This window comes from Mycobacterium sp. E1386, assembly GCF_001672745.1.
Taxonomy (GTDB): domain Bacteria; phylum Actinomycetota; class Actinomycetes; order Mycobacteriales; family Mycobacteriaceae; genus Mycobacterium.
The window spans coordinates 1-25,237 of sequence record NZ_LZKH01000175.1 but is presented as its reverse complement, the minus strand read 5'-3'; the positions used below and the strand labels follow the sequence as shown (position 1 = coordinate 25,237).

19 protein-coding genes and 1 tRNA gene are annotated in these 25,237 nt (G+C 67.4%); 8 read left to right on the top strand and 12 right to left on the bottom strand.

Annotated features, from left to right (window positions below; all coding sequences use genetic code 11):
• The first annotated feature begins 59 nt into the window (after positions 1-59).
• The 3 genes from A5709_RS17835 to A5709_RS17825 all read left to right on the top strand — a co-directional run bounded on the left by A5709_RS17835 (position 60) and on the right by A5709_RS17825 (position 3,441).
• On the top strand, positions 60-1,298 hold the full coding sequence (locus A5709_RS17835) for a GNAT family N-acetyltransferase (RefSeq protein ID WP_068121313.1): 1,239 nt from the start codon (positions 60-62) through the stop codon (positions 1,296-1,298).
• 157 nt (positions 1,299-1,455) lie between these two features.
• Positions 1,456-1,531: transfer RNA gene (locus tag A5709_RS17830), tRNA-Lys, on the top strand.
• A gap of 167 nt (positions 1,532-1,698) precedes the next feature.
• On the top strand, positions 1,699-3,441 hold the full coding sequence (locus tag A5709_RS17825) for a DUF3556 domain-containing protein (protein ID WP_068121224.1): 1,743 nt from the start codon (positions 1,699-1,701) through the stop codon (positions 3,439-3,441).
• Positions 3,442-3,445: 4 nt separating this feature from the next.
• Here A5709_RS17825 and A5709_RS17820 read toward each other — a convergent pair whose 3' ends face one another.
• Positions 3,446-3,673: a DUF3618 domain-containing protein gene (locus A5709_RS17820; RefSeq protein ID WP_067947172.1), complete on the bottom strand. Its 228-nt coding sequence runs from the start codon at positions 3,671-3,673 to the stop codon at positions 3,446-3,448.
• Positions 3,674-3,771: 98 nt separating this feature from the next.
• Between A5709_RS17820 and bcp the strand changes: the two genes are divergently transcribed.
• Positions 3,772-4,245: a thioredoxin-dependent thiol peroxidase gene (gene bcp / locus A5709_RS17815; RefSeq protein ID WP_067947079.1), complete on the top strand. Its 474-nt coding sequence runs from the start codon at positions 3,772-3,774 to the stop codon at positions 4,243-4,245.
• A gap of 18 nt (positions 4,246-4,263) precedes the next feature.
• Here bcp and A5709_RS28515 read toward each other — a convergent pair whose 3' ends face one another.
• The gene (locus tag A5709_RS28515) at positions 4,264-4,620 is read right to left on the bottom strand and encodes an MmpS family transport accessory protein (RefSeq protein WP_068121221.1); all 357 of its coding nucleotides are present in this window, start codon (positions 4,618-4,620) and stop codon (positions 4,264-4,266) included.
• A gap of 184 nt (positions 4,621-4,804) precedes the next feature.
• On the opposite strand from A5709_RS28515, the gene A5709_RS28510 reads away from it, so the two are divergent.
• Both A5709_RS28510 and A5709_RS17800 read left to right on the top strand, forming a co-directional pair.
• On the top strand, positions 4,805-5,092 hold the full coding sequence (locus A5709_RS28510; RefSeq protein WP_068121218.1) for a hypothetical protein: 288 nt from the start codon (positions 4,805-4,807) through the stop codon (positions 5,090-5,092).
• Between the two features lie 70 nt (positions 5,093-5,162).
• The gene (locus A5709_RS17800; protein WP_068121216.1) at positions 5,163-5,666 is read left to right on the top strand and encodes a DUF3060 domain-containing protein; all 504 of its coding nucleotides are present in this window, start codon (positions 5,163-5,165) and stop codon (positions 5,664-5,666) included.
• A gap of 25 nt (positions 5,667-5,691) precedes the next feature.
• On the opposite strand, the gene A5709_RS17795 is transcribed toward A5709_RS17800, so the two are convergent.
• The 5 genes from A5709_RS17795 to A5709_RS17775 all read right to left on the bottom strand — a co-directional run bounded on the left by A5709_RS17795 (position 5,692) and on the right by A5709_RS17775 (position 18,911).
• Positions 5,692-7,017 carry a dipeptidase gene (locus A5709_RS17795; protein ID WP_068121213.1) on the bottom strand — a complete coding sequence of 442 codons (1,326 nt, stop codon included), beginning with the start codon at positions 7,015-7,017 and terminating at the stop codon, positions 5,692-5,694.
• A 10-nt stretch (positions 7,018-7,027) separates the two neighbouring features.
• A complete protein-coding gene (locus A5709_RS17790) occupies positions 7,028-7,426 on the bottom strand; it encodes a holo-ACP synthase (protein WP_067947088.1) in 399 nt (132 codons plus the stop codon).
• A 31-nt stretch (positions 7,427-7,457) separates the two neighbouring features.
• A complete protein-coding gene (locus A5709_RS17785) occupies positions 7,458-16,682 on the bottom strand; it encodes a type I polyketide synthase (protein WP_068121211.1) in 9,225 nt (3,074 codons plus the stop codon).
• Positions 16,683-17,225: 543 nt separating this feature from the next.
• Entirely contained in the window at positions 17,226-17,948 is a 723-nt protein-coding gene (locus A5709_RS17780; RefSeq protein WP_068008373.1) for a DUF1906 domain-containing protein, read from the bottom strand.
• A 60-nt stretch (positions 17,949-18,008) separates the two neighbouring features.
• Positions 18,009-18,911: a MerR family transcriptional regulator gene (locus A5709_RS17775; protein ID WP_068121207.1), complete on the bottom strand. Its 903-nt coding sequence runs from the start codon at positions 18,909-18,911 to the stop codon at positions 18,009-18,011.
• A gap of 40 nt (positions 18,912-18,951) precedes the next feature.
• Here A5709_RS17775 and A5709_RS17770 point away from each other — a divergent pair, with 40 nt between their 5' ends.
• A complete protein-coding gene (locus A5709_RS17770) occupies positions 18,952-20,151 on the top strand; it encodes an aromatic ring-hydroxylating dioxygenase subunit alpha (protein WP_068121205.1) in 1,200 nt (399 codons plus the stop codon).
• Here A5709_RS17770 and A5709_RS17765 read toward each other — a convergent pair.
• Positions 20,134-21,495 carry a lipocalin-like domain-containing protein gene (locus A5709_RS17765; protein ID WP_068121202.1) on the bottom strand — a complete coding sequence of 454 codons (1,362 nt, stop codon included), beginning with the start codon at positions 21,493-21,495 and terminating at the stop codon, positions 20,134-20,136. The two genes, A5709_RS17770 and A5709_RS17765, sit on opposite strands and share 18 nt — an antisense overlap.
• A gap of 91 nt (positions 21,496-21,586) precedes the next feature.
• Here A5709_RS17765 and A5709_RS17760 point away from each other — a divergent pair, with 91 nt between their 5' ends.
• On the top strand, positions 21,587-23,053 hold the full coding sequence (locus A5709_RS17760) for an aldehyde dehydrogenase (RefSeq protein WP_068121197.1): 1,467 nt from the start codon (positions 21,587-21,589) through the stop codon (positions 23,051-23,053).
• 105 nt (positions 23,054-23,158) lie between these two features.
• Here A5709_RS17760 and A5709_RS17755 read toward each other — a convergent pair whose 3' ends face one another.
• The 4 genes from A5709_RS17755 to A5709_RS17740 form a co-directional block, all read right to left on the bottom strand.
• Entirely contained in the window at positions 23,159-23,695 is a 537-nt protein-coding gene (locus tag A5709_RS17755) for a maleylpyruvate isomerase family mycothiol-dependent enzyme (protein WP_068121193.1), read from the bottom strand.
• Complete coding sequence (locus A5709_RS17750; protein WP_068121189.1) at positions 23,685-24,134, bottom strand: MaoC family dehydratase; 450 nt, start codon at positions 24,132-24,134, stop codon at positions 23,685-23,687. The genes A5709_RS17755 and A5709_RS17750 overlap by 11 nt, the downstream gene beginning before the upstream one ends.
• Positions 24,131-24,604 carry a MaoC family dehydratase N-terminal domain-containing protein gene (locus A5709_RS17745; RefSeq protein WP_197520188.1) on the bottom strand — a complete coding sequence of 158 codons (474 nt, stop codon included), beginning with the start codon at positions 24,602-24,604 and terminating at the stop codon, positions 24,131-24,133. The genes A5709_RS17750 and A5709_RS17745 overlap by 4 nt, the downstream gene beginning before the upstream one ends.
• A 62-nt stretch (positions 24,605-24,666) precedes the next feature.
• Positions 24,667-25,092, bottom strand: a complete 426-nt coding sequence (locus tag A5709_RS17740; protein ID WP_067947106.1) for a nuclear transport factor 2 family protein — start codon at positions 25,090-25,092, stop codon at positions 24,667-24,669.
• Positions 25,093-25,237 lie beyond the last annotated feature (145 nt).

Genomic DNA, 25,237 nt, shown 5'->3' with positions numbered 1-25,237 from the left:
AGTGAGCCATTCGCTGTGCGAGCGCCGTTCTGGCTGGGCGATAAGCGGATTGGATGACGATGAACGCGACGGACAACGCCATCAAGACGAGACATCCCACGGAACAGGATCTGCCGGCGATATTCGCGAATCAGGCTCGCACTTTCGGCGATCCGATTGACCAGCGCGATATCGAAGCGTGGAAACGCCGCGTCGACGTCGACAACATGCTGGTCGCCGAGGACTTCTCCGATCCGCAACGGTCATTCTTGGTCGGGTCGTCCATCATCTACCCCACGCAGCTGACAGTGCCGGGCGGCGCCAGGTTACGAGCCGCGTGGTTGACGATGATCGCCGTCGCGTCAACGCATCAGGGCAAGGGAGTGTGGGGGCAGCTCAGCGCACAGGGGCTGGGGATTCTCATCGAGCGCGGCTATCCGATCGTCTTCGGGGCGCCGACCCAGACCGCGATGTACGACGGCTTCGGTGCGGGTGTCGCGAGCTACCTCCGCAGCTACTCCGTCGACCGCCGCTTCGCGAAGCTGCGAAACAAACCGAGCGAGATGCGGGCTCGCGAGATCGGCGCTGACGAAGCGAAAAGCCTTGTGCCGGAAATCTACCAACGCTGGTGCGACACGACGTCTGGCGCCGTCGACCGCGACGACGCTTGGTGGGCAGACTATTTGGAGGACCGGCCGACGCAGCGCGGAAACGGAACCGCGTTGAACTACACCATCCATCCGGACGGCTTCCTGACATACCGCGTGGTCGGCGACTCGAACCACGGCTACCGACCCCCGTTGGGGACGGTGGTCGTCGAGGACTTCTGCCCCATCACCGACGAGGCTCACACCGAGCTGCTTCAGACATTGTTGGTCTTGGAGATGTTCGACACGGTTGAGATCGACGTGCCGGTCGACGATCCGCTGCCGCTCAAGCTCACCGACCCCCGGGCCGCGGAAACCACCGGCGTGAACGACTTCCTCTGGGTGCGGATCAACGACGTGGCCGAGGTGCTCGGTACCCGGGCCTACGCCGCCGACATCGAGATCGTGCTGGAAGCCGACGACCCGCTGGGCCTGGCCGGCGGCCGTTTCCTGCTACAGGCGCGCGACGGCGTCGGAAAGTGCACGCCGCATGACGGGCCCGTCGACGTCAAGATCGGTCTTGCCGATCTGGCCACGATCTACATGGGCGCGCACAGCGCCTCTGAACTCCTCCGGGCGGGCCGGATCACGGAACTGCGGCCGGGCGCGATACCCGATCTGGATGCCGCCTTCAGCACCGACCGGGCACCGTTCTGCGGAACGCTGTTCTGAGTACGCTGCGCCGCAGGTCATTTCGTCGGTCGAGGGCACCGGAGCGTCCAGGCGGGGCCTACCATCCCCTCGGCGGCTATGATGGAGGGGATTCTGGGGATTTCACGCCGCGGCAGAACGCCTGTTATTGTCGCGTACGCGGTCTCGACCGCCGAAAGCGCCGTTAGCTCAGTTGGTAGAGCAGCTGACTCTTAATCAGCGGGTCCGGGGTTCGAAACCCTGACGGCGCACCATTGAAAATCCCGGGGCGGCGGTCGGCCGCCTCCGTTCAGCGAGATGCGCAGGAGTTGGCGCTCCCCACTTTTTCGACGCAATTCGGCCGCCGCGCGGATGATCCTGCAGGTAGCTTCTCCTTCACAGCAAATGCCTCTGGAAACGAGCCGCGTCGAAGGAGCCGCAAATGGGGTTCATCCAGCCGAATCTGCCCATCGTCGACATGGCCGAATGGAGCAAGCAGAGCCGCGCCCAGCGGATCTTGCCGATGGTGCGCCACATCGCCGAGAACGGCTTCGGCACCCCGCTGGTGATGCATGTGATGTACGGCGTGAAGATCGCGCTGTACATCCTGGGCGGCTGGGTGTTCGGGTGGTGCACGACGGGCATCGGCAGCTTCACCGGCGTCGCCGCCTGGTGGTCGGAACCGATCGTGTTCGAGAAGGCCGTGCTGTACACGATGCTGTTCGAAGTCATCGGCCTGGGATGCTGCTTCGGACCACTGGCCGGCCGCTACTTCCCGCCGATGGGATCGATTCTGTACTGGCTGCGGCCGGGCACCATTCGGTTGCCGCCGTGGCCCGATCGGGTGCCGATGACCAAGGGCAGCGTCCGCAGCCCGGTCGACGCGGCGCTCTACGGCGCCCTGCTGGTGTTGCTCGCCATCGCGCTGGTGTCCGACGGCACCGGCCCAATCCCCGCGCTGCACACCGAGATTGGTGTGCTGGCGCCCTGGCACACCGTCGCGATCCTGGCGGTGCTGGCCGTCGTCGGGCTGCGCGACAAGGTGATCTTCCTGGCCGCTCGCGGCGAGGTCTACGCGCCGCTGGCGCTGGTGTTCCTGTTCGCCGGTGCGGACTCCATCATCGGGGCCAAGGTGGTCTTCATGGTGATCTGGCTGGGGGCCGCCACGTCAAAACTCAACCGGCACTTCCCGTTCGTGATCTCGACGATGCTGGCGAACAACCCATTCATCCCCTCCGGCCCGCTGAAGCGGTCGATGTTCAAGCGCTATCCGGACGACCTGCGACCCAGCGCATTAGCGGGTTTCATCGCCCACTTCTCCACCGCCGTGGAGGGCCTGGTGCCGCTGGCGCTGCTGTTCTCCCACGGCGGCTGGCCGACGGCCGTCGCCGCGTTCGTGATGATCGTCTTCCACCTGAACATCCTGCTGGCCTTCCCGATGGGTGTCCCCCTGGAGTGGAACGTGTTCATGATCTTCGGGGTGTTGTCGCTGTTCGTCGCGCATGCCCGCCTCGGCCTGGCTGACCTGGCCAACCCCGTGCCGGTGGCGATCCTGTTCGTGGTCATCGCCGGGATCGTCGTCGTCGGAAACCTCTACCCGCGCAAGGTGTCCTTTCTGCCCGGCATGCGATACTACGCGGGCAACTGGGACACCACCGTGTGGTGCGTCAAGCCCTCATGCGACGAAAAGTTCCGGACGGGCTCCCGCGCGCTCGGACCGATGCAACACCTGCAGCTCGAGCGCCTCTACGGCTCCAAAGAGGCCACCCTGGTTCCGCTGCACCTCGCCATGGCGTTTCGGGGGATGAACACCCACGGGCGCGCGCTGTTCACGCTGGTGCACCGCGCGCTGGCCGGATTCGACGAGGACGACTACAACCTCTGCGAGGGCGAGGTGCTGTGCTCGATGGTGCTCGGGTGGAACTTCGGCGACGGGCACATGCACAACGAATGCCTCATCGAGGCGCTCCAGGAGCGCTGCAAATTCCAGCCCGGCGACGTGCGGGTGGTGATTCTCGACGCGCAGCCCATCCACATCCAGCGACAGGAATACCGGCTGGTCGACGCGGCGACCGGCGAGTTCGAGCGCGGCTATGTCGACGTCGACGACATGGTCACGACGCAGCCCTGGGCCGACGACATTCCGGTGCACGTGCAAAGCGGCACGGGCGCCGGCATGGCGTGACGAGTCAGCGGTTGCGCACCCGGTGCACCACCACCACGACCACGAGGACACCGACGCCGGCCAGAGTCACCGTCACCGCCGGCTTCTTGACGAACTCGATCGCCTTCGCCTTCAGGTCGTCGGCGAGGCGGCGCGGGTTGGCCCGCACGGCGAGTGTGTCGACGGTGGCCGCCAGCTGGTCGCGGGCGACGTCGATGTCGCGCTTGATGGCCTCGGGGTCCCGGTCCGCCACGTGTCTGTCCTCCCAGTCGGCCTGATGCACCTGACGCACTACCCTAGATCAGCTGGTGATAACCCCCACGCTCCGGTGAACAGAAAGGGGCCCAGAAATTGGCCGAGACCACGCGGCTTGCGCCGGGCGACAAAGCGCCCTCGTTCAGCCTGCCCGATGCCGACGGCAACAAGGTGTCGCTGGCCGACTACAAGGGGCGTCGCGTCATCGTGTACTTCTACCCGGCGGCCTCGACGCCCGGCTGCACCAAGCAGGCCTGCGACTTCCGCGACAACCTGCACGAACTCAGCGACGCCGGTCTGGAGGTCGTCGGCATCTCCCCCGACAAGCCGGAGAAACTCGCGAAGTTCCGCGACGCGGAAAAGCTGACGTTCCCGTTGCTGTCGGATCCCGACCGCAAGGTGCTGACGGCCTGGGGCGCCTACGGCGAGAAGCAGATGTACGGCAAGACCGTGCAGGGCGTGATCCGTTCGACCTTCGTGGTCGACGAGAAGGGCAAGATCGCCGTCGCGCAGTACAACGTCAAGGCCACCGGCCACGTCGCCAAACTGCGCCGCGACCTTTCCGTCTGAACCGCCAGCGTTACTCGGTTACGCGGCGCACTGTGCCAGGCCGGCTTCACCCGTGCCCGTCGTGGTCTTGGTGTCCTTCACCGACCCGTTGACGGTGATCGTGCAGGTCGTCTTTTGACCGGTTGGGTTCGCCGCGACGGTCAGGACCGCCGGGGAACTGGTGTCCTTGCTGGTGAACGAAAGAGACCAGGGCACGGGCTGATTGGTGACGATCTGCATTTGGCCCGTCGCGTCTATGTAGGACACCGCCGCCAACGGGGCGTCCGAGGTCACGGTGTACACGACCGCATCGCCCGGCGCGGCGACCGCACCCGGTGCGGTCATCAGCGACGCTGAGACCAGTAGTGCGGAGACCGCGGAAAACTGCGCCTTCATCAGTTGCTCCCTTCTGCCCCCGCTGACCCGTACTTTGCACTCGTCGTGGCCTCCCGGCAACTTCACACCACGGCAGCCCCGAGCCCAATACGAAGGTTGGGATCGGTAGCCGCAAGCGAACGTCAAGAATTTCGCAAGTGATTCGCCGTAGCGTACGGCGCGATCGGCAGCAAAGGATTCTGGAATGAACACACCACTCGGGCGGATCATCGCGACGGCGATGATTTCTGGCGCCGTAGTGGCGGCCACCATGGGCTTGGCCGCGCCCGCCCAAGCTACGCCGTCCTACTGGCATTACTGCCCCGGCCAGAAATGGGGATACACGGTTCCGATACCGCCCGGCTTCGACCTGAGTGTTTGTCATTGGTTTGCGGTGACCACCGACAGCACCCCGTCGGGCCCGGTGTATCACTTCCGGGAGGCTGACCCGTCCGAGGTGCCCCCACCGTCACCCGGCTTCCCCTGGCCGTAACGGTCAGGCCGACGCCGGTGATCAGGGACGACCATTGCACTCTGCGCGGGCCGAGGCGGATCATTTAGCCGTGGACGCGGACGACCCCGAGCAATACATTCGCGACCTTGAGCACGGCTCGGGCAAGTCGCCGGGCGCGCCGCAGCCGTTCGAGGCGTCCAGCGGCGGACAGTTCGGCGGCCCAGGCAATTTCGGCGACCTGGCGAAACTCGCGAATACGCCGCGAGGAAAGTTGATCCTCGGGATGTGCGCGGTCGTGGCGGCGGTGGCGGTCGCATTTTTCTTGAGTCACGCCGGCACCACCGTGCAGGGGAATCTGGTGATGATCAATAGCGGCGCCAAGGACACGATCGACTGCAACAACGGCGACCTGAAGCTGGACGGCGACAACAACACCTACACCGTCACCGGCCACTGCGAACGGCTCGAGATCTTCGGCAGCGGGAACCACGTGGCCGCCGACAGCGCCGACACCATCGACGTTTTCGGCGACGACAACGCGGTGACCTACCACTCGGGCTCACCGAAGATCGAAAAGACGGGAAACAACAACGCCGTAGCCCAGCGACGGTGAAGCGGTTCGTCCGTAGGGGCCGTCGTCAGGCCAGTTTGGCCAGCAGCAGCGCCTCGGCTATGGCGGCGCGTTCCAGCACACCCAGGTGCAAACTCTCGTTGATGCTGTGCGCCTGGGTGCCGGGATCCTCGACGCCGGTGACCAGGATCTTGGCTTGTGGGAACGCGTCGGCGAACTCGGCGATGAACGGGATGGAGCCGCCCATGCCCATGTCGATGGGTTCGGTGCCCCACGCCTGCCGGAAGGCCGCTCGCGCGGCGTCGTACACGGGGCCGCTGGCGTCGATGGCGTAGGGTTCGCCGACGTCGCCGCGGGTGATGCTGATCCGCGCGCCCCATGGAACATGTTTATGCAGATGCGACGTCAACGCGTCCAGGTGCGCCTCGGCGTCACCGCCCGGCGCGACCCGCATGCTGATCTTGGCGCGGGCCCGCGGGATCAGTGTGTTCGACGCCTTCTCGATGGGCGTGGTGTCGATGCCGATCACGGTGATCGCGGGCTTGGCCCACAGCCGCTGGGGCGCCGAACCCGAGCCGATCTCGGACACCCCGTCCAGCAGCCCGGAATCGGCGCGGACCCGTTCGGGCGGGTAATCCACCGCGGCGGCGGCACTTTCGTGCAGGCCGGCTACAGCCACGTTGCCGTCGTCGTCGTGCAGGCTCGCCAGCAGCCGCACCAGCACGCTCAGCGCATCGGGGACCACACCGCCCCAGATACCGGAGTGCAGGCCGTGATCGAGCGTGGCTACCTCGACGACGCAGTCGACCAGGCCACGCAGCGAAACCGTAAGCGCAGGAATGTCGGTGCTCCAATTGTCCGAGTCGGCGATGACGATCACGTCGGCGGCCAGCGCGTCGCGGTGAGCAGCCAGCAAGCGGCCCAACGACGGCGAGCCGGATTCCTCTTCACCCTCGACGAAAACGGTCACACCGACCGGCGGTTGACCGCCGTGCGCCCGGAATGCGGCCAAATGCGTTGCAATGCCTGCCTTGTCGTCGGCGCTGCCGCGGCCGTAGAGTCGCCCGCGGCGTTCGGTGGGCTCGAAGGGCGGCGACGCCCACTGGCCGGCATCGCCTTCGGGCTGCACGTCGTGGTGGGCATACAGCAGCACGGTCGGCGCGCCCGGCGGTGCGGGATGCCGCGCGATGACCGCGGGGGCGCCGTCCTCGCTGACGATCCGCACATCACCAAATCCGGCCTGCGCCAACAGGTCCGCCACTGCCCGCGCGCTGCGGTGCACCTGGTCGCGCCGGGCCGGGTCGGCCCACACCGATTCGATGCGCACCAAGTCGTCGAGGTCGCGGCGCACCGACGGCAACACCTCGCGGACGCGTTCGACAAGATCGCTCATGGTCTCGAGGCTAGTCGGAGGTCGTCTCCAGGATCGCCACCGCGGCCGCAGTGTCCCCCTCGTGCGTCAGCGACACGTGAATCGTCACGTCGGCCAGATGTTTGGCGATGTCGCCACTCAACCGCACCCGGGGCCGCCCCCACATGTCGGTGACCACCTCGATGTCGCGGTGGATGTCCTCCGGCAGCACGGGCCGTTGCGCGAAGCGGGATCCCGACCAGGCCTTGATCACCGCCTCTTTCGCCGCCCACCGGGCCGCCAGGTGGCGCGCCGCGAACGAACTCTTGTCCGAGGCGTCTCGGCGCTCACCCGGCGTGAATGTCTCGGAGAAGACGGTTCCCGGCTGGTCGACCTGCTCGGCGAAATCAGGGATGGAGACGACGTCGATCCCCACACCGACAATTCCCATGGGTCGCCAGGCTAACGGACGGTCGAAGACGTCATCCGGCCGAGACCTCGTAGGCCTCGCCGTCACCCAGCCGCGACGCCGGGTTCAGCAGCATCGCCGCCTCCTGGCGCTTCTCCGGTGCGTCATGGTCGAAGCGACGACCCGACGGCCGCTCGTACATCGGCGCGCCGCCGGCGATGGCCGATGCCAACCGGCGCTGACCGGCCAGCAGCCGCGCCTCCGCACGCCGCTGGTAGTCGGCGCGCTGATCGGCGTCCAGCGAGGCGATGAACGCCTGCGGGTGCACCAGCGCCACGAGTCCGGAGACGTGGCCGAACCCGAGGCTGGTCAGCATCCCCGCCTTGAGCGGGAACTTCTCGCCGAGCCGCAGCGTCTCGCGCACCCAGACGAAGTGGGCCGACCCGGCCAGTTCGTCGTCGACACAATCCAGGCTGCGGTTGGGTGGGATCACCCCGTCGCGCAACATCTGGCACAGGCCCATCATCTGGAATACCGCGGCGCCGCCCTTGGCGTGGCCGGTCAGGCTCTTCTGCGACACCACGAACAGCGGGGCGCCCTCGGAGCGGCCCAGCGAGTCCGCCAGCCGCTCGTGCAGCTCGGTCTCGTTGGGATCGTTGGCCAGTGTGGATGTGTCGTGCTTGGAGATCACGGCGATGTCGTCGGCGCCGACGCCGAGCTTGGCCAGCGAGCGTGCCAGCGCCGATTCCCTGCCGCCGCGGCCGGCGCCCAGGGCGCCCAGGCCCGGGGCCGGGATCGAGGTGTGCACGCCGTCGGCGAACGACTGCGCGTAGGCCACCACGGCCAGCACCGGCAGACCCATCTTGAGGGCCAGGTCGCCGCGGGCGAGCAGGATGGTGCCGCCGCCCTGCGCCTCGACGAACCCGAGCCGGCGCCGGTCGTTGGGCCGGGAGAACTTCGAGTCCTCTATGCCGCGGCCGCGCATCATGGAGGTGTCGGCCGTGGCCGCCATGTCACCGAAACCGATGATCGCTTCCAGCGTCAGGTCGTCGAATCCACCGGCCACCACCAGTTCGGCCTTGCCGAGGCGGATCTTGTCGACGCCCTCCTCGACCGACACCGCCGCGGTCGCGCACGCACCGACCGGGTGGATCATCGCGCCGTAACTGCCGACGTAGCTCTGAATGACGTGCGCGGCAACGACATTCGGCAGCACTTCCTGCAGGATGTCGTTCGGCTTGTTCCGGCCCAGCAGGTTGCCGTGATACATGGTCTGCATCGACGTCATGCCGCCCATGCCGGTGCCCTGGGTGCTGGCCACCAGGCCGGGGTGCACCCACCGCATCAACTCGGTCGGGGTGAATCCCGAAGACAAGAACGCGTCGACGGTCGCGACGATGTTCCACAGCGCCACCCGGTCGGTGGAGCTGGCCATGTCCTGGCTGATGCCGTACACGGTCGGGTCGAACCCGGTGGGGATTTGCGCCCCGACGACCCGTGACAGCTTCGTCTTGCGCGGCACGCGAATCTCGGTGCCCGCCTTGCGCGTGACCTGCCAGTCGCTGGAGTCGGGGACCGGCCGCACCACGGTGTGTTCGGGATCGAACTCGACGAACGCGCGAGCGTCGGCCTCCGACGAGACGACGAAGGTGAAGTCCTTGTCCAGGAACACCGACACCAGCAACGGCGACGCGTGATCGGGGTCAATAGCGCCGTCATCGACGAACTCGCGAATGCCGACCCGCTCGACCACGGTGTCGTGGTAGCGCTCGACCAGCTCGGCTTCGTCCACCAGGTCGCCGGATTCCGTGTCGTACCAACCCGGTTGGGGGTCGTCCTCCCAGCGGATCAGCCCGGTGGTCCAGGCCAGTTCCAGGACGCCGGCGGCGGAGAGTTCGTTGTCGACCTCCATCTCGAATCGGGTGCGCGACGAACCGTACGGGCCGATCTCGGCGCCGCCGACGATCACCACCAGGTCGGCCGGGTTGACGTCCAGGTCGTCCCACTGCGGGGGCGGCGCCGGGGTGAAGCCGCGCGGCGGCGACGGCAGCGCGGCGATGGTGCCTTCGGCCGCCGCGTCGTCCGTGGCCTGCTCGCCCGACGTGGCCTGCTCGCGGGCCTTGGCGGCCAGTTCGGCCATGTCGAGGTTGGCCTCGGCGAGGCCGCCGGTCAGGTCCGCTTTGATCGGCGCGCCGGCCGCGGCGACCTTCGACTCGACGTCGCAGAGGTCCAGCAGCATGGCCGCCATCTCGTCGGTGGAGTAGGTGGTGACGCCGGCCTCCTCCACGGCCTCGACGATGGCGTCGTTGTGGCCCATCAACCCGGTGCCGCGGGTCCAGCCGATCAGCGCGTGCGCCAGGCTGACCCGGGCGGCCCAGGAGGTCTCGGCGTGCCAGCGGCTCACCAGTGCGTCCAGGGCCGACTTGGCCTCGCCGTACGCGCCGTCCCCGCCGAACATTCCGCGGTTGGGCGAACCGGGCAACACGACGTGCAGCCGCGACGCGATGTCGCGCTCGGCGCCGATCTTGGACAGCCCGCCGATCAACCGCTGCACCGCCCACAGCAGCACCTTCATCTCCATCTCGGAGCGCGACCCGGCCTCCGACAGGTCGCCCGCGACGCGAGGCGCCGCGAACGGGAACAGCAGCGTGGGAGTCTGCGCGTCCTTGATGTGAATGGATTGCGGCCCAAGGCTTTCGGTCTGCTCCGTGCCGATCCATTCGACCAGGGCATCGATATCGGAGTAGGACGCCATGTTGGCTGCGACGACCCAGAGCGCCGCACCGTATCGGGCGTGGTCGCGGTAAAGCCCGCGGTAGAAGGCCAGCCGCTCGTCGTCGAGCTTGGACGTCGTGGCGATGACGGTCGCACCGCCGTCAAGCAGCCGGGCGACGACCGACGCCGCGATCGAACCCTTCGAAGCGCCTGTCACCACGGCAACTTCGTTGCTGTAGGGGCCGGGATCGGGGTTCTCGGCGCCCGCCGCGATGCGGCCGTACAGCGACGCGTGAATCTGGCGACCGGCGGCCAGCGATTTGCCTTGCCACCAGGTGGCCTGGGTCGCGACGACATGGCCTGCGCCCTCGAACCTTTCGGACAGGCTCTTCCACTGGGCGTCGATGTCACCCTCGTCGGTCAGCCAGAGCTTGACCAGGTCCTCCCGGGCGCTGGCCCACCGGTCGTCGAACACGACGGCCTTCTTGGCGTCGAAAGCCGGCGCCACCAGGCGGGGCCAGTCCGCGCCGAGTTCGGCGGTGACCAGGTCGATGAGCTCGGCGTCGGTGGCCGCCGGCGCCGCACTGACCGGGTCGTCGTGGCCCAGCTGGCCCAGGATCAGGCGGGCCGCCGAAGCGAGCACCCCGTCGCGACCGGTTATCTGATCGGTGAATTCGCTCAACGCGGCCGCGTCGACGGTCGCGCCGCCGCCGCCACCCGATGATGGCAGCGCCACCGAGATGCCCCGGCGCGCGGCGACGGAGGTGACCGCGGCGTCGATGACCTTGTCGACCGAGGCGGCATCGGCCAGCGCACCCTCGTGCAGGTGGCCCATGGCGCCGCCGCGCACGCTGGTGCCCTCGCGGGTCCCCAGCGCCACTTCGACCGTGACGTGCTTGGCCCAACCGTCGCCGAGCTCCCACGTCTTCTTGACCCGCTCGGCGATGGCGCCGGGCCGCTTGCCCGAGGGTCCGAGCACCGTGCGCAGCTGGTCGTTGATCGCGTCGGAAAGCACTGGGCCGAAAGGCTTGTACGTGCGCGCGAGCTTGGTCACCTGCGACCGCAGGCCGGCCAGGTCGGCCTCGGCGGCGCCGTCGATGGCGCCCAGGTTCAACTCCGAACCGAGGTCCACCAGCAGCTGGTTGCGCCGCGACGACGCGCCGTCGGTGATGGACTCGATGGAGTCCAGCTCCTCGATCTGGTCGATGCGCATCTTGGCCGACAGCGCGATCAACGCCAGGGTGGCGTCGGCGGCGTCGAACCCGATGTCGTCGGGGCGGGGGCCCGAAGACGCGGCAGCGGGTGCCGGTGCGGCCGGTGCGGCCTCCACGGAGGTCGCCCCCTCGGCCGCCTCGGCGGCCGGTTCGTCGGCCTCGGGCTCCGGCTCGGGGTCGGTGTCGGTTGCGAACAGCACCGCGGCATCGCGCTCGGCGTTTAGCACTTCCACTGTGCTGTGGGCATATTCGGGAAGCTTGAGGGTGTTGGTGGCCAATCCGGCGACGGTCGGCGCTGACTTGACGCCGATCTCGACGAACCGCTCCACGCCCAGACCGCCCGCGGCCTCTTCGGTGAAGAGGAGATCCTGGGTCTCGATCCAGCGCACCGGGCTGGCGAACTGCCATGCCAGCAGCTCGATCAAGACGATGCGCGCCATGTCGTTGCGGCGCTCTGCCAGCCAGGTGTCGTAGTCGGCGAGGATCTCGTCGAGCGGCTCGGCGGGTACCAGGTCACGGATCTCCTGGATGAAATCGCGGTCCAGGGTGAACGGGCGTGGCACCAGGTTGGGAATGTAGCGCCCGATGATGACGTCGGGATTCTTGTCCCGGGGCATGACGCGCTCGAGCGAGCGGCGGAATTCGGCGACCCCGACGCGCAGCACCCGCGAGTGGAACGGCACGTCGATGCCGGGCACCAGGATGAACGAGCGCTTGCCGCCGGTTTGCTCGCGACGGCGCTCCACCTCGGCTTCCAGCTCTTCCAGACCGCGTACCGTGCCCGCGATCGCATACTGCGAACCACGCAGGTTGAAGTTCACGATCTCCAGGAATTCCCCGGTGCGGTCGGCGATTTCGGCGACGAACGCGGGCACCTCGTCATCCGGCAGGTCGATCTGCGACGGCCGGATCGCCGCCAGCCGGTAGTTGGAACGGCCCAGCTCGTCGCGCGGCACGATGTCATGCATCTTGGAGCCGCGGTGGAAAACCGTCTCCAGCAACGCTTCCAGTTCGTAGATGCCGGTGACGCAGGCCAGCGCGGTGTACTCCCCGACGGAGTGGCCGCAGGCAATGGCATCTTCGACGAACGCACCCTGCTCGCGCATCTCGGCGACCTGCGCCGCCGCCACGGTCGCCATCGCGACCTGGGTGAACTGCGTCAGGTACAGCACGCCCTCGGGATGGTTGTAGTGCACGCCGCTGGCGATGATGCTGGTCGGGTTGTCGCGCACCACGTGCAGCACCGAGAAGCCCAGCGTGTCGCGGGTGAACTTGTCGGCTTTGTCCCACACCTTGCGGGCGGCCTTGGACCGGGCGCGCACATCCATGCCCATGCCCTTGTGTTGAATCCCCTGGCCGGGGAAGGCATACACCGTGTGCGGGGAGGCCAGTCGGGCCGTTGCCGACATCACCAGGTCGGATCCTATGCGGGCGGAGACATCCAAAACCTCTGCGCCCTGGTCGATTCCGACGCGCTCGACGCGGAAGTCGACCTCGTCACCGGGGCGCACCATGCCCAGGAACCGCGCGGTCCAGCCGACCAGCCGGGCCGGCGGCCGGGCCTGTCCGTCGGTGGCGGTCACCGCGTGCTGCGCGGCCGCCGACAACCACATGCCGTGCACGATGGGCGATTCCAGGCCGGCCAGCAGGGCGGCGGGCCGGTCGGTGTGGATCGGGTTGTGGTCACCGGAGACCACGGCGAACGGTCGCATGTCGACCGGGGCGGTCAACCGGACGTCGCGGCGGCGGCGGCGCGGGGTGTCGGTCGCGTTCTCCGACACCGCGCCGCCGGCGCGCACCGGCTCGGTGAGTTCGGCCGCACCCGTGCGGCCAAGGATGGCGAACCGCTCGTCGAGGGTGGCGATCGTCGCGCCGTGGGCGTCGGCGATCGTCACCGCGACGCGGACGACGCGGCCCATGTCCGTGTCGATAGCCGGCGAAGCCGTTGCGGTGACGGTCAATTCGGCCGCGGCCTTGGGCAGCGCGCCCACGACGTGGGCTGCGTGGTCGAGGTGGACCAGACTCAGCAGACCCTCCACGACCGGGACGCCGGCGTCGGTGACCGCCGAGCCGATCGCCGCGAAGACCGCGGGCCAGCACAGGCCGACCAGCGCGTCGGGCACGGTGGTGAGACCGGGCGCCAACGGCTCGCCGAAGGTGGCGGTGACCCCGGTGTGGTCGGCGACCCGCTCGGGGTCCCAGTCAACCGCCACGGTGGCGGTCCCGTCGACGACCGCGGGCAGGAATTCCGGCCCGTCGACTCCGGCGGCGATGGCCAGCACCGCGCGCATGGCGGTCGCGGCATCTTCGGTGGACACCACGGGGGTGCCACCGTCAATCGTGTTGGGAGGCAACGTGAACGGGATGTCGATCCAGATGCCCGACACCGGGACACTCAGCACCACTCGGTCGCCGTCGACCTCAAGCCGCGCCCCGGTGAACGAGTGCGTGGCACGACGGCTTTCGGGGCCGTCATGCACGAGCCAGTCGGCGGGGTCGGCGATTCGGTGGACCGGGTTGATCGCGGTGCGGCCGGCCCACTGCACGTCGGGGGCGTCGAGCACGACCGCGAGCGGCCCGGTCACGTCGGGGCGACCCAGCCGACGCGATGCGACGGGCCGGGGTTGCCCACCGGAGGACAACACCTCGTCAACGGCGGTCTGCTCGAAGCGGTCCAGCAATTCACCGACGGGCTCGTCCATGCGGGTGATGCCGGCCACGGCCGCGGTGCCCGGGATGATGCACACCTGGTCGGCGTCGTAGCGGGCATCGTGCGCCTGCCACAGCGAGTCACTGCGCCACCAGCGCCGCACGTCCTTGTCGATGACCGGCACGAAGTTGACCGGCTTACCCAGCGTCTTGCACAGGGTGACGAAGAATGGGACGTCGGCCGGGTGCAGCTGCACGGTCTCGGCGTCGGGGTATGCCGCAAGCAGCGTGGCGATGGCCTGCTGGGGACTTTCCAGTAGCGCGAGGTCATCGAACAGCGTCTCGATCGGGCCGAAGTCGTTGGCGTGCAAACGGGCTTCGGCGCGCTGCAGCATCTGCTGGAACCGGTCGCGCCAGGTGTCGGCCAGCCACGGGCTGCCCGGTGCGGCGGTGTCGGCGGTGGAGTTGCCCTCACCGATGGTCAGCTCGACGTAGCGCTGCAACCACTGCAAGTACGTCATGTCGGCGACATCGCCGAAGTACGGCTTGGCGGTGTTGGCCATCGCCGCGATGATCTCGTCGCGACGCTCGGCGACGGCCTCGGCGTCACCGGCGACCTCGTCGAGCAGCCGCCCGCAGCGCGAGGCGCTGTTGTCGATCTCGTGAATGTCGGCACCCAGCTGGCTGCGGCTGGAAGCCATGCCGCCCACGGCTTTTCCGGCGCCGACCCACTGTTCGGTCCCTTGCGTCTCGACCAGCATCCGCTTGACCGACGGCGACGTGGTGGCCTCCTTGGTCGCCATCGCCGCGGTGCCGACCAGGATGCCGTCGATCGGCATCAGGGGGAAGCCGTAGGCCTGCGCCCACCGCCCGGACAAGTACTCGGCCGCCCGCTCGGGCGTGCCGATGCCGCCGCCCACGCAGACGGTGATGTTGGGGCGCGACCGCAACTCCGAATACGTTGCCAGCAGCAAGTCGTCGAGGTCTTCCCACGAGTGGTGGCCACCGGCGCGGCCACCCTCGATGTGCATGATCACCGGCTTGGTGGGCACCTCGGTCGCGATGCGGATGACCGAGCGGATCTGTTCGACCGTGCCGGGCTTGAACACGACGTGGCTGATGCCGACGTCGTTCAATTCCTCGATGAGCTCGACGGCATCCTCGAGGTCCGGGATGCCGGCACTGATCACCAGACCGTCGATCGCCGCGCCGGACTGACGCGCCTTCTGCACCAAGCGTTTTCCGCCGACCTGCAGCTTCCACAGATACGGGTCGAGGAACAGCGCGTTGAACTGATACGTGCGGCCGGGCTCGAGCAGTGTGGCGAGCTCATCGACGCGACCGGCGAAGATCTCCTCGGTGACCTGCCCGCCGCCGGCGAGCTCGGCCCAGTGCCCGGCGTTGGCCGCGGCGGCGACGATCTTGGCGTCGACGGTGGTCGGGGTCATGCCCGCCAGCAGGATCGGCGAGCGTCCCGTCAACCGGGTGAACTTGGTCGAGAGCTTGACCCGGCCGTCGGGAAGGCGAACGACCGTGGGGGCGTAAGTGGACCAGGCCCGCGCCACCTCGGGGACGGCCCCGACGGTGAAGAGGTTGCGCTGCCCGCCGCGGGTCGCGGCGGGCACGATGCCGACACCCAGGCCGCGGATCACCGGCGCGGTGAGCCGGGTCAGGATGTCGCCGGGTCCCAGGTCGAGGATCCAGCGCGCACCGGCCTCGTGCACGCGGTTGATCTCCTCGACCCAGTCGACACGCCGCACCAGGATGGCTTCGGTCAGTTCACGGGCCAGCGCGACATCGAGTCCGACCTTTTCGGCCCAGCCGCCGACGATGTCGATGCCGTCGGCCAGCCGGGGGGTGTGGAAGCCGACCTCCACCTGCACCGGATCGAAGACCGGCGAGAAGACGTCCCCGCCGCGGAGCTTGTTCTTGCGGTCGGCCTCCTCCTTCTCCGAGATCTGCCGGCAGTAGAGCTCGAACCGGGACAGCTGCTCGGGTGTGCCGGTGATGACGACCGAGCGCCGGCCGTTGCGAATGGACAGCACCGGCGGCAGCACGGTGCGGACGTCTTGCGCGAACTCGTCGAGCAGCCGGCTGATGCGCTCGGGGTCGGCGTTGGTCACCGACACCATGGGCGGGCGGTCGCCGAGCACGGAGATGCCGCGCCTGCGGGCGACCAGCGTCCCGGCCGCGCCGATGAGCTGGGCCATTGCCAGCAGCTCTGCGTCGCGGGAGCCCGCGGCTTTGAGCGCCTCGACGGCGAGCACCCCTTGCGAGTGTCCGGCGACGGCCACCGGCGGGGTGGTTTTCAGGTCCATGCCTTGGCGGGCCAGCGCGCGCACGGCCGCGATCTGGGTGAGCAGTACGCCGGGGATGGACACCGCGGCGGACGTCAGGTGCTTGTCCGATGGGACCGGATCCTCGGCCGCCAGTGCGCGGACCCAGGAGAGCGGCTCGAAACCGATCGGACGCACCACCACCAGTTCTTTGGCGACGGGCTCGAGCAGCAGTTCCACCTCACCGGCCAGCGTTGCCAGGTCGGATTCGATGCCGGCCGACGACACCAGTTCTTCGAGGGTTTCCAGCCAGGCGCTGCCCTGGCCGCCGAACGCAACGGCGTACGGCTCGCCGGCCGTCAGTCGGTCGACCAGAGCATGGGCGGTGTGCGGTGCGTTTGGATCGCGCTCAGCGGACACCTCATCGTGCTCGTGGATCGTCACGTCTGTATCTCCCTCAATGCGTCATGTACGTCTTACGTATCAGTGCGTTCAGCCGGTCCGAAGGGGACAGGAACTCTAGAGAGTCCGTCGATTCCGCATCGAATCGCGACCGAAAATCCGTCTGACCGGTGTCTTGTCGGGTGGGCGGGCCCGTGGACGGGCGGCGTGGCGGACTGCATCGGCTGTACTAAGAGTGTCATAAGGGCAGACCCCCGTTTTGCGTCGTGATCGGTTACTGATGAGTTCTACGCACGGGTAACCGTGTCCTGGGTAACACCGGGTTTAATCCGCGGCGCGGGCGCGCCGAACAAACCTGCTGCATGCAGGTGGTTACGGTCGAGTAGCTATAACTGCCCTGATCAAAGCAGTTTTGTTATGTAATCGTTATGTAAAAATTTCGAGCCGTCCAGCGGCGTCAAGCGCGCTTTCGTCGCGCAGTCGAGGCGGCCTTCGCGCACGCCGCGCCGAAAAATGAGCGAACGAGTGTTTGCTGGGATCTCTAAGAGTCGCGGCCCGGTGGTGAGCCGGCGGGGTGCAGGGAGGCTAGGCCCACTGCCCGAATTGCGGCTTGAGGATCTCGTTGATGTCGACCCCAACCCCGCCGACGCTGCGTTTGTCGATCTCGACCTGATGCAAATGGGCGGCCGGGTGCGCGAATCCCTTGGGTGAACCCCAGTTGTGCTGCCAGAAATAAGAGCCCAACCCGTCGTGCAGCGCCCAGTCGATGGTCTTCGAATTGGCGTACACACCTGTGCGCTGATGACCGATCACTGACTCCCAGGATCGTAGGTAGGGGGCTACCTGCTGTTTGTACTGGTCATACGACGGGTCGTCGTCGATCGAGGCGTATATCGGCGCGTTCGCGGGCCCGCCCGCGGCGGCATGCAGTTGCATTCCGCGTTGCGCGTGCTGGAGACCGGCGTTGGCGCCGCCGAGCCAGTCGGCGGTATTGCCCTTCCCGTACTGGTAACAGGAGACGATCTTCAGCCCGTTGCTGTTGAGGTCCCGAGCCTCGGCGACCTGGATCGGCTTGCCCAGCATCCAGTTGCCGCCGGGCCGCCGGTCCGACACGTACCTGATCGAGCCCACGGCGCCGGCGGCCCTGATCTCGCTGGCCGGGATGACCCCGGCCGCGTAGTCCAACAACGTGCCGAGCGACGCCGACGCCGGTGCCGGACGCAGCGACGCACCGGCAACACCCAGCCCCATCAGGGCAGGGGCCGCCGCGGCCAATTTGAGCACGTCGCGTCGCGAAACCGATGACACAGGCGTCAGGATACGGCAGGAACACCATCTGACACATTGATCACACTGGTCACATCTGCATCACAGGGGCGCATCTTTGGTTTGGCGCCGCGCCGCAGCGGGCAGCACGATGACGCTCACGGCCTCCAGGCCACGACCAGCGGTCTGACGGCCGACCTCGTCGAGGAAGTGGGCGGCCGCCGTGTTGATCGATCCCGCCCAAGCACGGAATCCCTGCACGATCACGGGGTCACGCTCCAGCGACGGCTGCACCCCCCGAAGCACGTCGACCACGTCGTCGGGCAGCGGGTCGGCGAGCTGCCGGTCGATCCAACTCTGAGCGAGTTCCGTCGCGGCCGCCCGGTCGTCGCCCAGCCCGATCACGTCGCCGGCGAGCTTGCGCAATCGGTCGAACAGCACCTGACGCCCCGGCGTCTCGGCCAATTGGGCCAGCAGGGTGCTGGCCGCCGGCGGCAGAACCATCTGCCCGAACAAGACCGGTACCGGCAAGTCCCACTCGTCGAACAGGTCGGCGTACATCGTGGCGACGGACGCGGACAGCGGCGCGGTGAGCCGCCCGATGACGCCGATGCTGTCGCGGTGGGTGGTCGCCAGCCTGCGCAGGATGTCCTCGCTGACGTCGGAGCCGGGGCAATCGGTGGCGGCGCGAGATCGGTCGATGGCCGCGATCAACTGGTCCAGCCGGTCCCGCTGGCGCATCAGCAACGTCCGGTGCTCGTCGAGAACACCCGCCAACGTGGCGCGTCCACCCGCGACCAAGCGCTGGATGTCATTGATGCTCACGCCGAGACTTCTCAGCAGATCGATGCGCAGCAGATCGAGCACCTGTTCCACGCCGAAGACCCGATAGCCGTTCGACAGATACTCGGCACGCAGCAAACCGATTTTCTCGTAATGGCGGATGCGACCGGAAGCGATGCCCGTCAGGGCCGTGACGTCGCCGATCAGCAACTGCTCAGCCACTCCTTGACCTTACAACTGTGGCAAGGTCTGTACTGAGCTGATGGAACGCGAGCAGCTAATCGACCTCACCCGCCGCGCCTTGAAGTTGGCGCGCGACAAGACCACCGATCTCGCCCCCGCCGAGCACCGCGTCGAGGCGACGTCCTATACGTCGGCCGAGCGCCACGCCCGAGACCGGGCCATGATCCTGGCCAGCCCCCAGCTGGTCGGCTATGTCTCCGAGCTGCCCGCCCCCGGCGCGTACTGCACGAAGACGGTGATGGGCCGGTCAATCCTGCTGACGAGAACGTCCGATGGATCGGTCAAGGCGTTTGACAATATCTGCCTGCACCGCCAGTCGCAGGTCGCCACCGGTTGCGGCAGCGCGAAGCGGTTCACCTGCCCGTATCACGCGTGGACGTACGACAACACCGGCCGGTTGGTCGGCCTGCCCGGCCGTGAGGGCTTCACCGGTGTGGCGATCGCAAGGACGGCGAAGCCGGCCGAAGCGGGTCGCCGCCAAACCACCGTGACCGCCGACGGCCTGACTGAGCTCCCGGCCACCGAATTCGCCGGATTCCTCTGGGTCGCACTGGTTCCCGGGGCCAACTTGGATGTCGCCGCACACCTGGGCCCCCTGGCCGAAGAGCTCGATTCGTGGGGCATCGGCCGGTGGGCGCCATTGGGTGAGAAGGTGCTCGACTGCCCGATCAATTGGAAGCTCGCGGTCGACACCTTTTCGGAAAACTACCATTTCGCCACCGTGCATCAGCAGACGTTCGCCACCATCGCCCGCAGCAACTGCACGGTGTTCGACGCGTTCGGACCGCACCACCGATTGATCTTCCCGCTCAACACGATCCTGGCGCTGGACGACGTCCCCGAAGAGCAGTGGGATCCGTTCCAGAACTTGGTCGTGATCTACGCGCTGTTCCCCAACATCGTGCTGTCGGTGACCATCGCCAACGGCGAGCTGTTCCGGATCTACCCCGGCGACGGGCCCGGGAGATCGATCACCGTGCACCAGAACTCGACACCGCTGGACGTCTCCGACGAATCGGTCGCGGCCGGCGCGCAAGCCGTCTTCGACTACGCCCACGCCACGGTGCGCGACGAGGACTACCGGCTGGTCGAACGCTTGCAGACCAACCTCGAGTCCGGTGCCCGCGACCACCTGCTGTTCGGCCGCAACGAACCCGGCCTGCAGCATCGCCACCAAGCCTGGGCCGGGGCGCTTGGCGAATCAGCCGCTCTCGGTTGATGCGTCGGCGGACAGCACCGCCACGAGGTCGTCCAAAAGCGTTGCCAGCGGGTCGTTTTGCGCGGGACGCACTGTAGTCAACAGCCCGACCGCTTCATGTCGACGGCCGCGTGCCAGCAGCTGCACCAGCAGTCCCGCCGCCTTCTCCAAGTCCCGGTCGGCCGGTTCCATGTTCGCGACCGTGGTGGCCAGCACCTCGACCAACTCCCAGTCACGGTACAGGGCCAACGAGCGCTCGTTGAACGCGAAACCGGTCACCGGTTGACCCCACAGGGTTCCGCGGTAGCGGTACGGACCCTCCATGTATTCGATGGGCAGGCCGTGCGCGGGAGCGGGCACCAGCGGCTCTCCGACTATGTCGAGTTGCATTGTGCGGCAGGTGATCCGGTGCCGATCCGGCATGTAGCGGGCGGCCGCCTGCGGCCGCACCAACGGTTGCACCGTGTCCGGCCATCGCACGTAGCTGCTGACCGTCACCTCGATGTCTTCAGCACACTCCGGCGGCATGCCGGGGTCCGGATGGCTCGTCGTGACACCCGTGAACGGCTGCAGCGCATTGCCATTGGTGCGGTCGAACTGCCGCCAGATGCTCAGGTCCACGCCGTTGTCGAAGTTGATGGTGCGCCATTCGTGGGATCGGGCCCGCGGGTCTCCCCCCGTCCCTCCGCCGCCGGCGTATTTCGGGAACCACTGCCGGTCGATGTGCCCACTGCTGCCGGAGACCTGCTGGACGACGTCTCCCCAGCGCAGGGTGCCCGTCATCGCCATGCCGGTCTGGAAATACGAATACGTTTCGGTCTGGCCGAAGCAGCAGATCTTCCCGTTGTAGGTCGACGCACCCACCGGTGTCGGTGCACGCGTTGGTGTTACGGCCAGGTCTAGCCGCATGGGCCGACCCGATTGGTCCTGGCCGACCAGGCTGACGCGGTACGTGTAGGGCAGCAGCTCTCCGTCGCCGTCGCGGCAGGTGGTCCACGACGCGGTGCCGACGTCGCTGGAGTAGTGGATGTCGAGATGGCCTGGGGCCAATGTCAGCTTGCGCCTCGCCCCGGGCTTCAGGTTTGCCGGCGGCATGTCGTAATCCGTGAAGGTGCCGTAATCGCCGGTGTCCAGATCGAAGAGCGCCAACGTGTAGAAATCGGCGACCACGGTGCCGCCGGGCCGGTTCTTGTTGAAGATGGTCAGGAAGGCGAACGACCGACCGGTCTCGGCGGCATCGAGCTGCCCCGCGATGAACCAGGTGTCCGACTCCTGATCCGGGTGTTCGCCCTCGGCGGCGGGGAAATCCAGTTGGCTGTCGCCGGGCACCAACTGGAACGGGTAACTACGCCAATTGCTGGTCATATCGGCCCTCGCTGCTTTTTTCGCTATGTTAGCGTCAATAGAGAAATCCCGGTCACTGGCTACCTGCGCCCAACCCTCGAGGAAGTGTCCGATGACAGAAAACTCCGGCCACCGGTCTTATGACGAACTCTTCATCGGGGGGCAGTGGCGCAAGCCCGCCAACCCCCAACAGCTCGCCGTCATCTCCCCGCACTCCGAAGAACCGGTCGGCCATGTCCAGCTGGCCGGACCCGAGGACGTCGACGCGGCCGTCGCTGCCGCACGACACGCCTTCGACCACGGGCCGTGGCCGCGGATGACCCATGCCGAGCGGATGGCCAAGGTCGAACAGCTCGCCGCGATCTACTCCGGCCACATCGAGGAGATGGCCGACCTGATCACCGACGAGATGGGCTCGCCGCGCAGTTTCAGCCGGATGGGCCAAGGCGCTGCCGCGGCGACGCTCATCCATCTGTCGCTGGCCGCCGCGCGCGAGTTTCCGTGGGAGGAACGGCGTCAGGGCGTGCTCGGCGAAGTGCACTTGCGCAGGGCCCCGGTAGGCGTGGTCGGCGCGATCGTTCCGTGGAACGTTCCGCAGTTCCTGATCATGCCCAAGCTGATCCCGGCGCTGATCGCGGGCTGCACGGTCATCATCAAACCCGCACCCGAAACCCCCTTGGACGCTTTGTGGTTGGCGGAGATGATCGAGCAGCTGGACCTGCCCGACGGGGTGGTCTCGGTGTTGCCCGGTGGACCCGAGATCGGTGAGGCGCTGGTGCGCCACCGCGACGTGGACAAGGTCGCGTTCACCGGGTCCAGCGCCGTCGGGCGCCGCATCGCGGCGCTCTGCGGTGAGCAGCTGAAGCGCTACAGCCTGGAGCTGGGCGGCAAGTCCGCGGCGATCATTCTCGACGACGCCGACATCGGCAAGACCGCCGCCGGGCTGAAAACCGCCGGCCTGATGAACAACGGCCAGGCGTGCGTCGCACAGACCCGCATCCTGGTCAGCGATAAGCGGCACGACGAGGTCGTCGACGCGCTGGCCGACATGATGTCGGCCCTCAACGTCGGCGATCCGTCGGACGACGCCACCGACATCGGACCCCTTGTGGCGCAACGACAACAACGCCGCGTTCAGGACTACATCAAGTCCGGACAGGCCGAAGGCGCCCGCGTCGTCCTCGGCGGCCAGGACAGCCCGTCAACGCGTGGTTGGTATGTGCAGCCGACGTTGTTCGCCGACGCCACCAACGACATGCGCATCGCCCGCGAGGAGATTTTCGGTCCGGTCTTGACCGTGCTGCGCTACCGCGATGAGGACGACGCCATCCGCATCGCCAACGAGAGCGACTACGGCCTGGCCGGTTCGGTGTGGACCTCCGACATCGCACACGGCCTGGAAATCGCGGCGGGCGTGCGCACCGGTACCTACGGCATCAACATGTACACGCTGGACATCGGCGCCCCATTCGGTGGCTTCAAGCAGTCGGGCATCGGGCGCGAGTTCGGCCCGGAGGGCCTCCACGAATACGTCGAGTTGCAGACGCTGGTATGCAAAGGACAGCTGCCGCCGCTATAACCACCGTCAGTGACCCCTGCCCATCATCGGGGCATATGGCGATTTCCGTTCGCGATATCACCGGCGATATCACAATCCGAACTCGTCCCATGGCCGCGGCCGTCGCTACGCCGTCTCCGGTCGCCACGACGGGTCGCGGCCAAGCCGCGCCAAAAGCTTTGCTTGCACGTCGCTTTCGTCAGGCACCGCGATCGGAACGCTGAACATTCGCGAGGAGCTCAAGGCCCGCGGGTCGGCAGGCAGGCCGTCGTAGAACCGCCGGCACCACGCGGAATCCAATACATCGTCCGCCCCCACCGCGCGGGCGAGATCCCACGTGTGCACCAAGACATCGCGTGTCAGGTTCGGCATCAAGCTGTACTCACGCAGCTGACTCAGCCTGCCGGATTCAACGGCCGCCGTCAGCGCGTCGTAGGTCAGTTGCCAGCGCGCCTGCGGATCGTCCCTCGGTCGGTCGGGCTTTAATCCCAAGGGGCGCAAGATGAGCACGTCGTGAAAACCGATCACGTGCTCGAGCACCGCCCGGGCATCCCACTCCTCGCATGGGGAGCGACGACCCCACCCGCCATGCGCCGATCGGACGGCTTCGCCGAACCGTCGGCAGACCGCGAGATGCAGTGCGGCCACCAAATCATCGGCCACGTGCGGGCATCTGCAAGGTGAGCTCGACCGGACAGCACAGCGCGCCGTGCTGGTTGGTCACCTGGATCTCGATGTCGACGAGGCAGCGCGGCGGGTCCACCGAGGTGTCCAGCCGCTTGGCGACCGCGCGTCCCCGGCCGATCATTGTGTCACCCGCATACACCGAGCCGGCCAGCCGCAAGGAGCGCCGCACCACCCGACTGCTCGGGCCCGCCCAGTCGGTCGCGACGCGGTCGGCGAAGCCGGCGAGGTGCATCGTGTTGACGTAGATCGTCGGATTGCCCTGGCGCTGAGCGTATTCGGGGTCGAAATGGCCCGGGAAGTAGTCCCACGTCGCCCCCGCGTTCTCCACCACTCGCTGGTAGCTGATGTGGTCGACCACCTCGGGGAGGTCGGCGGGAACGACGATCTCGTCGAAGTGCAGGTCGCCGCCGGTCACGGGGATGCCCCGGGCGTGAAGCGGAACAACGTGTTCCGGCAGGTGGCGACCACCGTTTCGTCCTGGCGGCGGTAGGTCTCCAGCGTCTCGACGAAATGCCCCACGCCCAGCCGCGTCCGCTTCTCCGGTGACACCGACACCAGCTCTTCGACGACGGTAAGGACGTCACCTTCAACGATGGGCACCACGAACTCGACATCGTTGGCCGCGTTGATGAACGTGGTTCCCGGCAGCGGCACTCGCAGCACCAAGGACGCCGCAGGCGGGCCGCCCTGTGGCTGCCACGGCGGAGGGATCAGCCACCCCATCAGCAAGGCCGGGGGCGCCAGCAGACCGCCCCATTTCCGGCGGGCGAACTCGGCGTCCCAGTACGACCGATTGCCGTCGCGGACCATCGCGGCGAACAACTGGATGCGGGCTCCGCTTACCGCCGTCGCCGCAGTGCGCGGCTCGCTTTTCGCGCCGACCATGCGCAGCGCGTCTTCATAGGTGCCGAAGGCCAGCTGGTAACTGAGGTCCGGATCCACGCGGCTCACATGACGAGCGGGTGCCGACTGGGCACCGAATCCCATTGCAGTGCACGGGAAGTGAAGTACCAGCCGCCACGCTCGTAGATCAGCGTGTCCCGGAATATCCCCGTGGCACGTAGCGTGGTGTCGCCGTACATGCTGGCGAAAAGCAAGACGACGCAACGCTGCACGGCGTTGACCCCGTCGACCCTGATCTCGTGGTCGACCGTGACCAGCCGTTGTCCGTCGCCGCCATCGAACGCCGCACGCAGATCGTCGAACGTCTCACCATCACGCTGGTAGGTGGCACCGGCGTGGCGGAACGTGGCGATCCAGCGCTCGCGATCACCCTCGGAGTATGCCCGGTTGTGCCGGGCGTTCAGATTGAGAATGGCAGCTCGGCCCGTGGCGGCCTGCAGCATTTGCTGTTCCTGATAGGACATGGTCATTTCGGTCTCCAGCCTCTCCCGGGAAACGACTGCCAACGAGCGGACGGATGTAACGGTAAAGTAACTTGCCGACTAATACGTAACATTAACGTAACTTACCGGCTAACGATATAGCCCTGAGCTTCACGATCCCACGCCTCCCGAG

Excerpts from the sequence above, each read along its gene's own strand:
- A5709_RS17740 (WP_067947106.1), bottom strand. The coding sequence starts at position 25,092 with ATGACCATGTCCTATCAGGAACAGCAAATGCTGCAGGCCGCCACGGGC.
- A5709_RS17795 (WP_068121213.1), bottom strand. The coding sequence starts at position 7,017 with ATGAGCGATCTTGTCGAACGCGTCCGCGAGGTGTTGCCGTCGGTGCGC.
- A5709_RS17825 (WP_068121224.1), top strand. The coding sequence starts at position 1,699 with ATGGGGTTCATCCAGCCGAATCTGCCCATCGTCGACATGGCCGAATGG.
- A5709_RS17790 (WP_067947088.1), bottom strand. The coding sequence starts at position 7,426 with ATGGGAATTGTCGGTGTGGGGATCGACGTCGTCTCCATCCCTGATTTC.
- A5709_RS17745 (WP_197520188.1), bottom strand. The coding sequence starts at position 24,604 with ATGGTCGGCGCGAAAAGCGAGCCGCGCACTGCGGCGACGGCGGTAAGC.
- A5709_RS28515 (WP_068121221.1), bottom strand. The coding sequence starts at position 4,620 with ATGAAGGCGCAGTTTTCCGCGGTCTCCGCACTACTGGTCTCAGCGTCG.
- A5709_RS17765 (WP_068121202.1), bottom strand. The coding sequence starts at position 21,495 with ATGACCAGCAATTGGCGTAGTTACCCGTTCCAGTTGGTGCCCGGCGAC.
- A5709_RS28510 (WP_068121218.1), top strand. The coding sequence starts at position 4,805 with ATGAACACACCACTCGGGCGGATCATCGCGACGGCGATGATTTCTGGC.
- A5709_RS17760 (WP_068121197.1), top strand. The coding sequence starts at position 21,587 with ATGACAGAAAACTCCGGCCACCGGTCTTATGACGAACTCTTCATCGGG.
- A5709_RS17835 (WP_068121313.1), top strand. The coding sequence starts at position 60 with ATGAACGCGACGGACAACGCCATCAAGACGAGACATCCCACGGAACAG.
- A5709_RS17770 (WP_068121205.1), top strand. The coding sequence starts at position 18,952 with ATGGAACGCGAGCAGCTAATCGACCTCACCCGCCGCGCCTTGAAGTTG.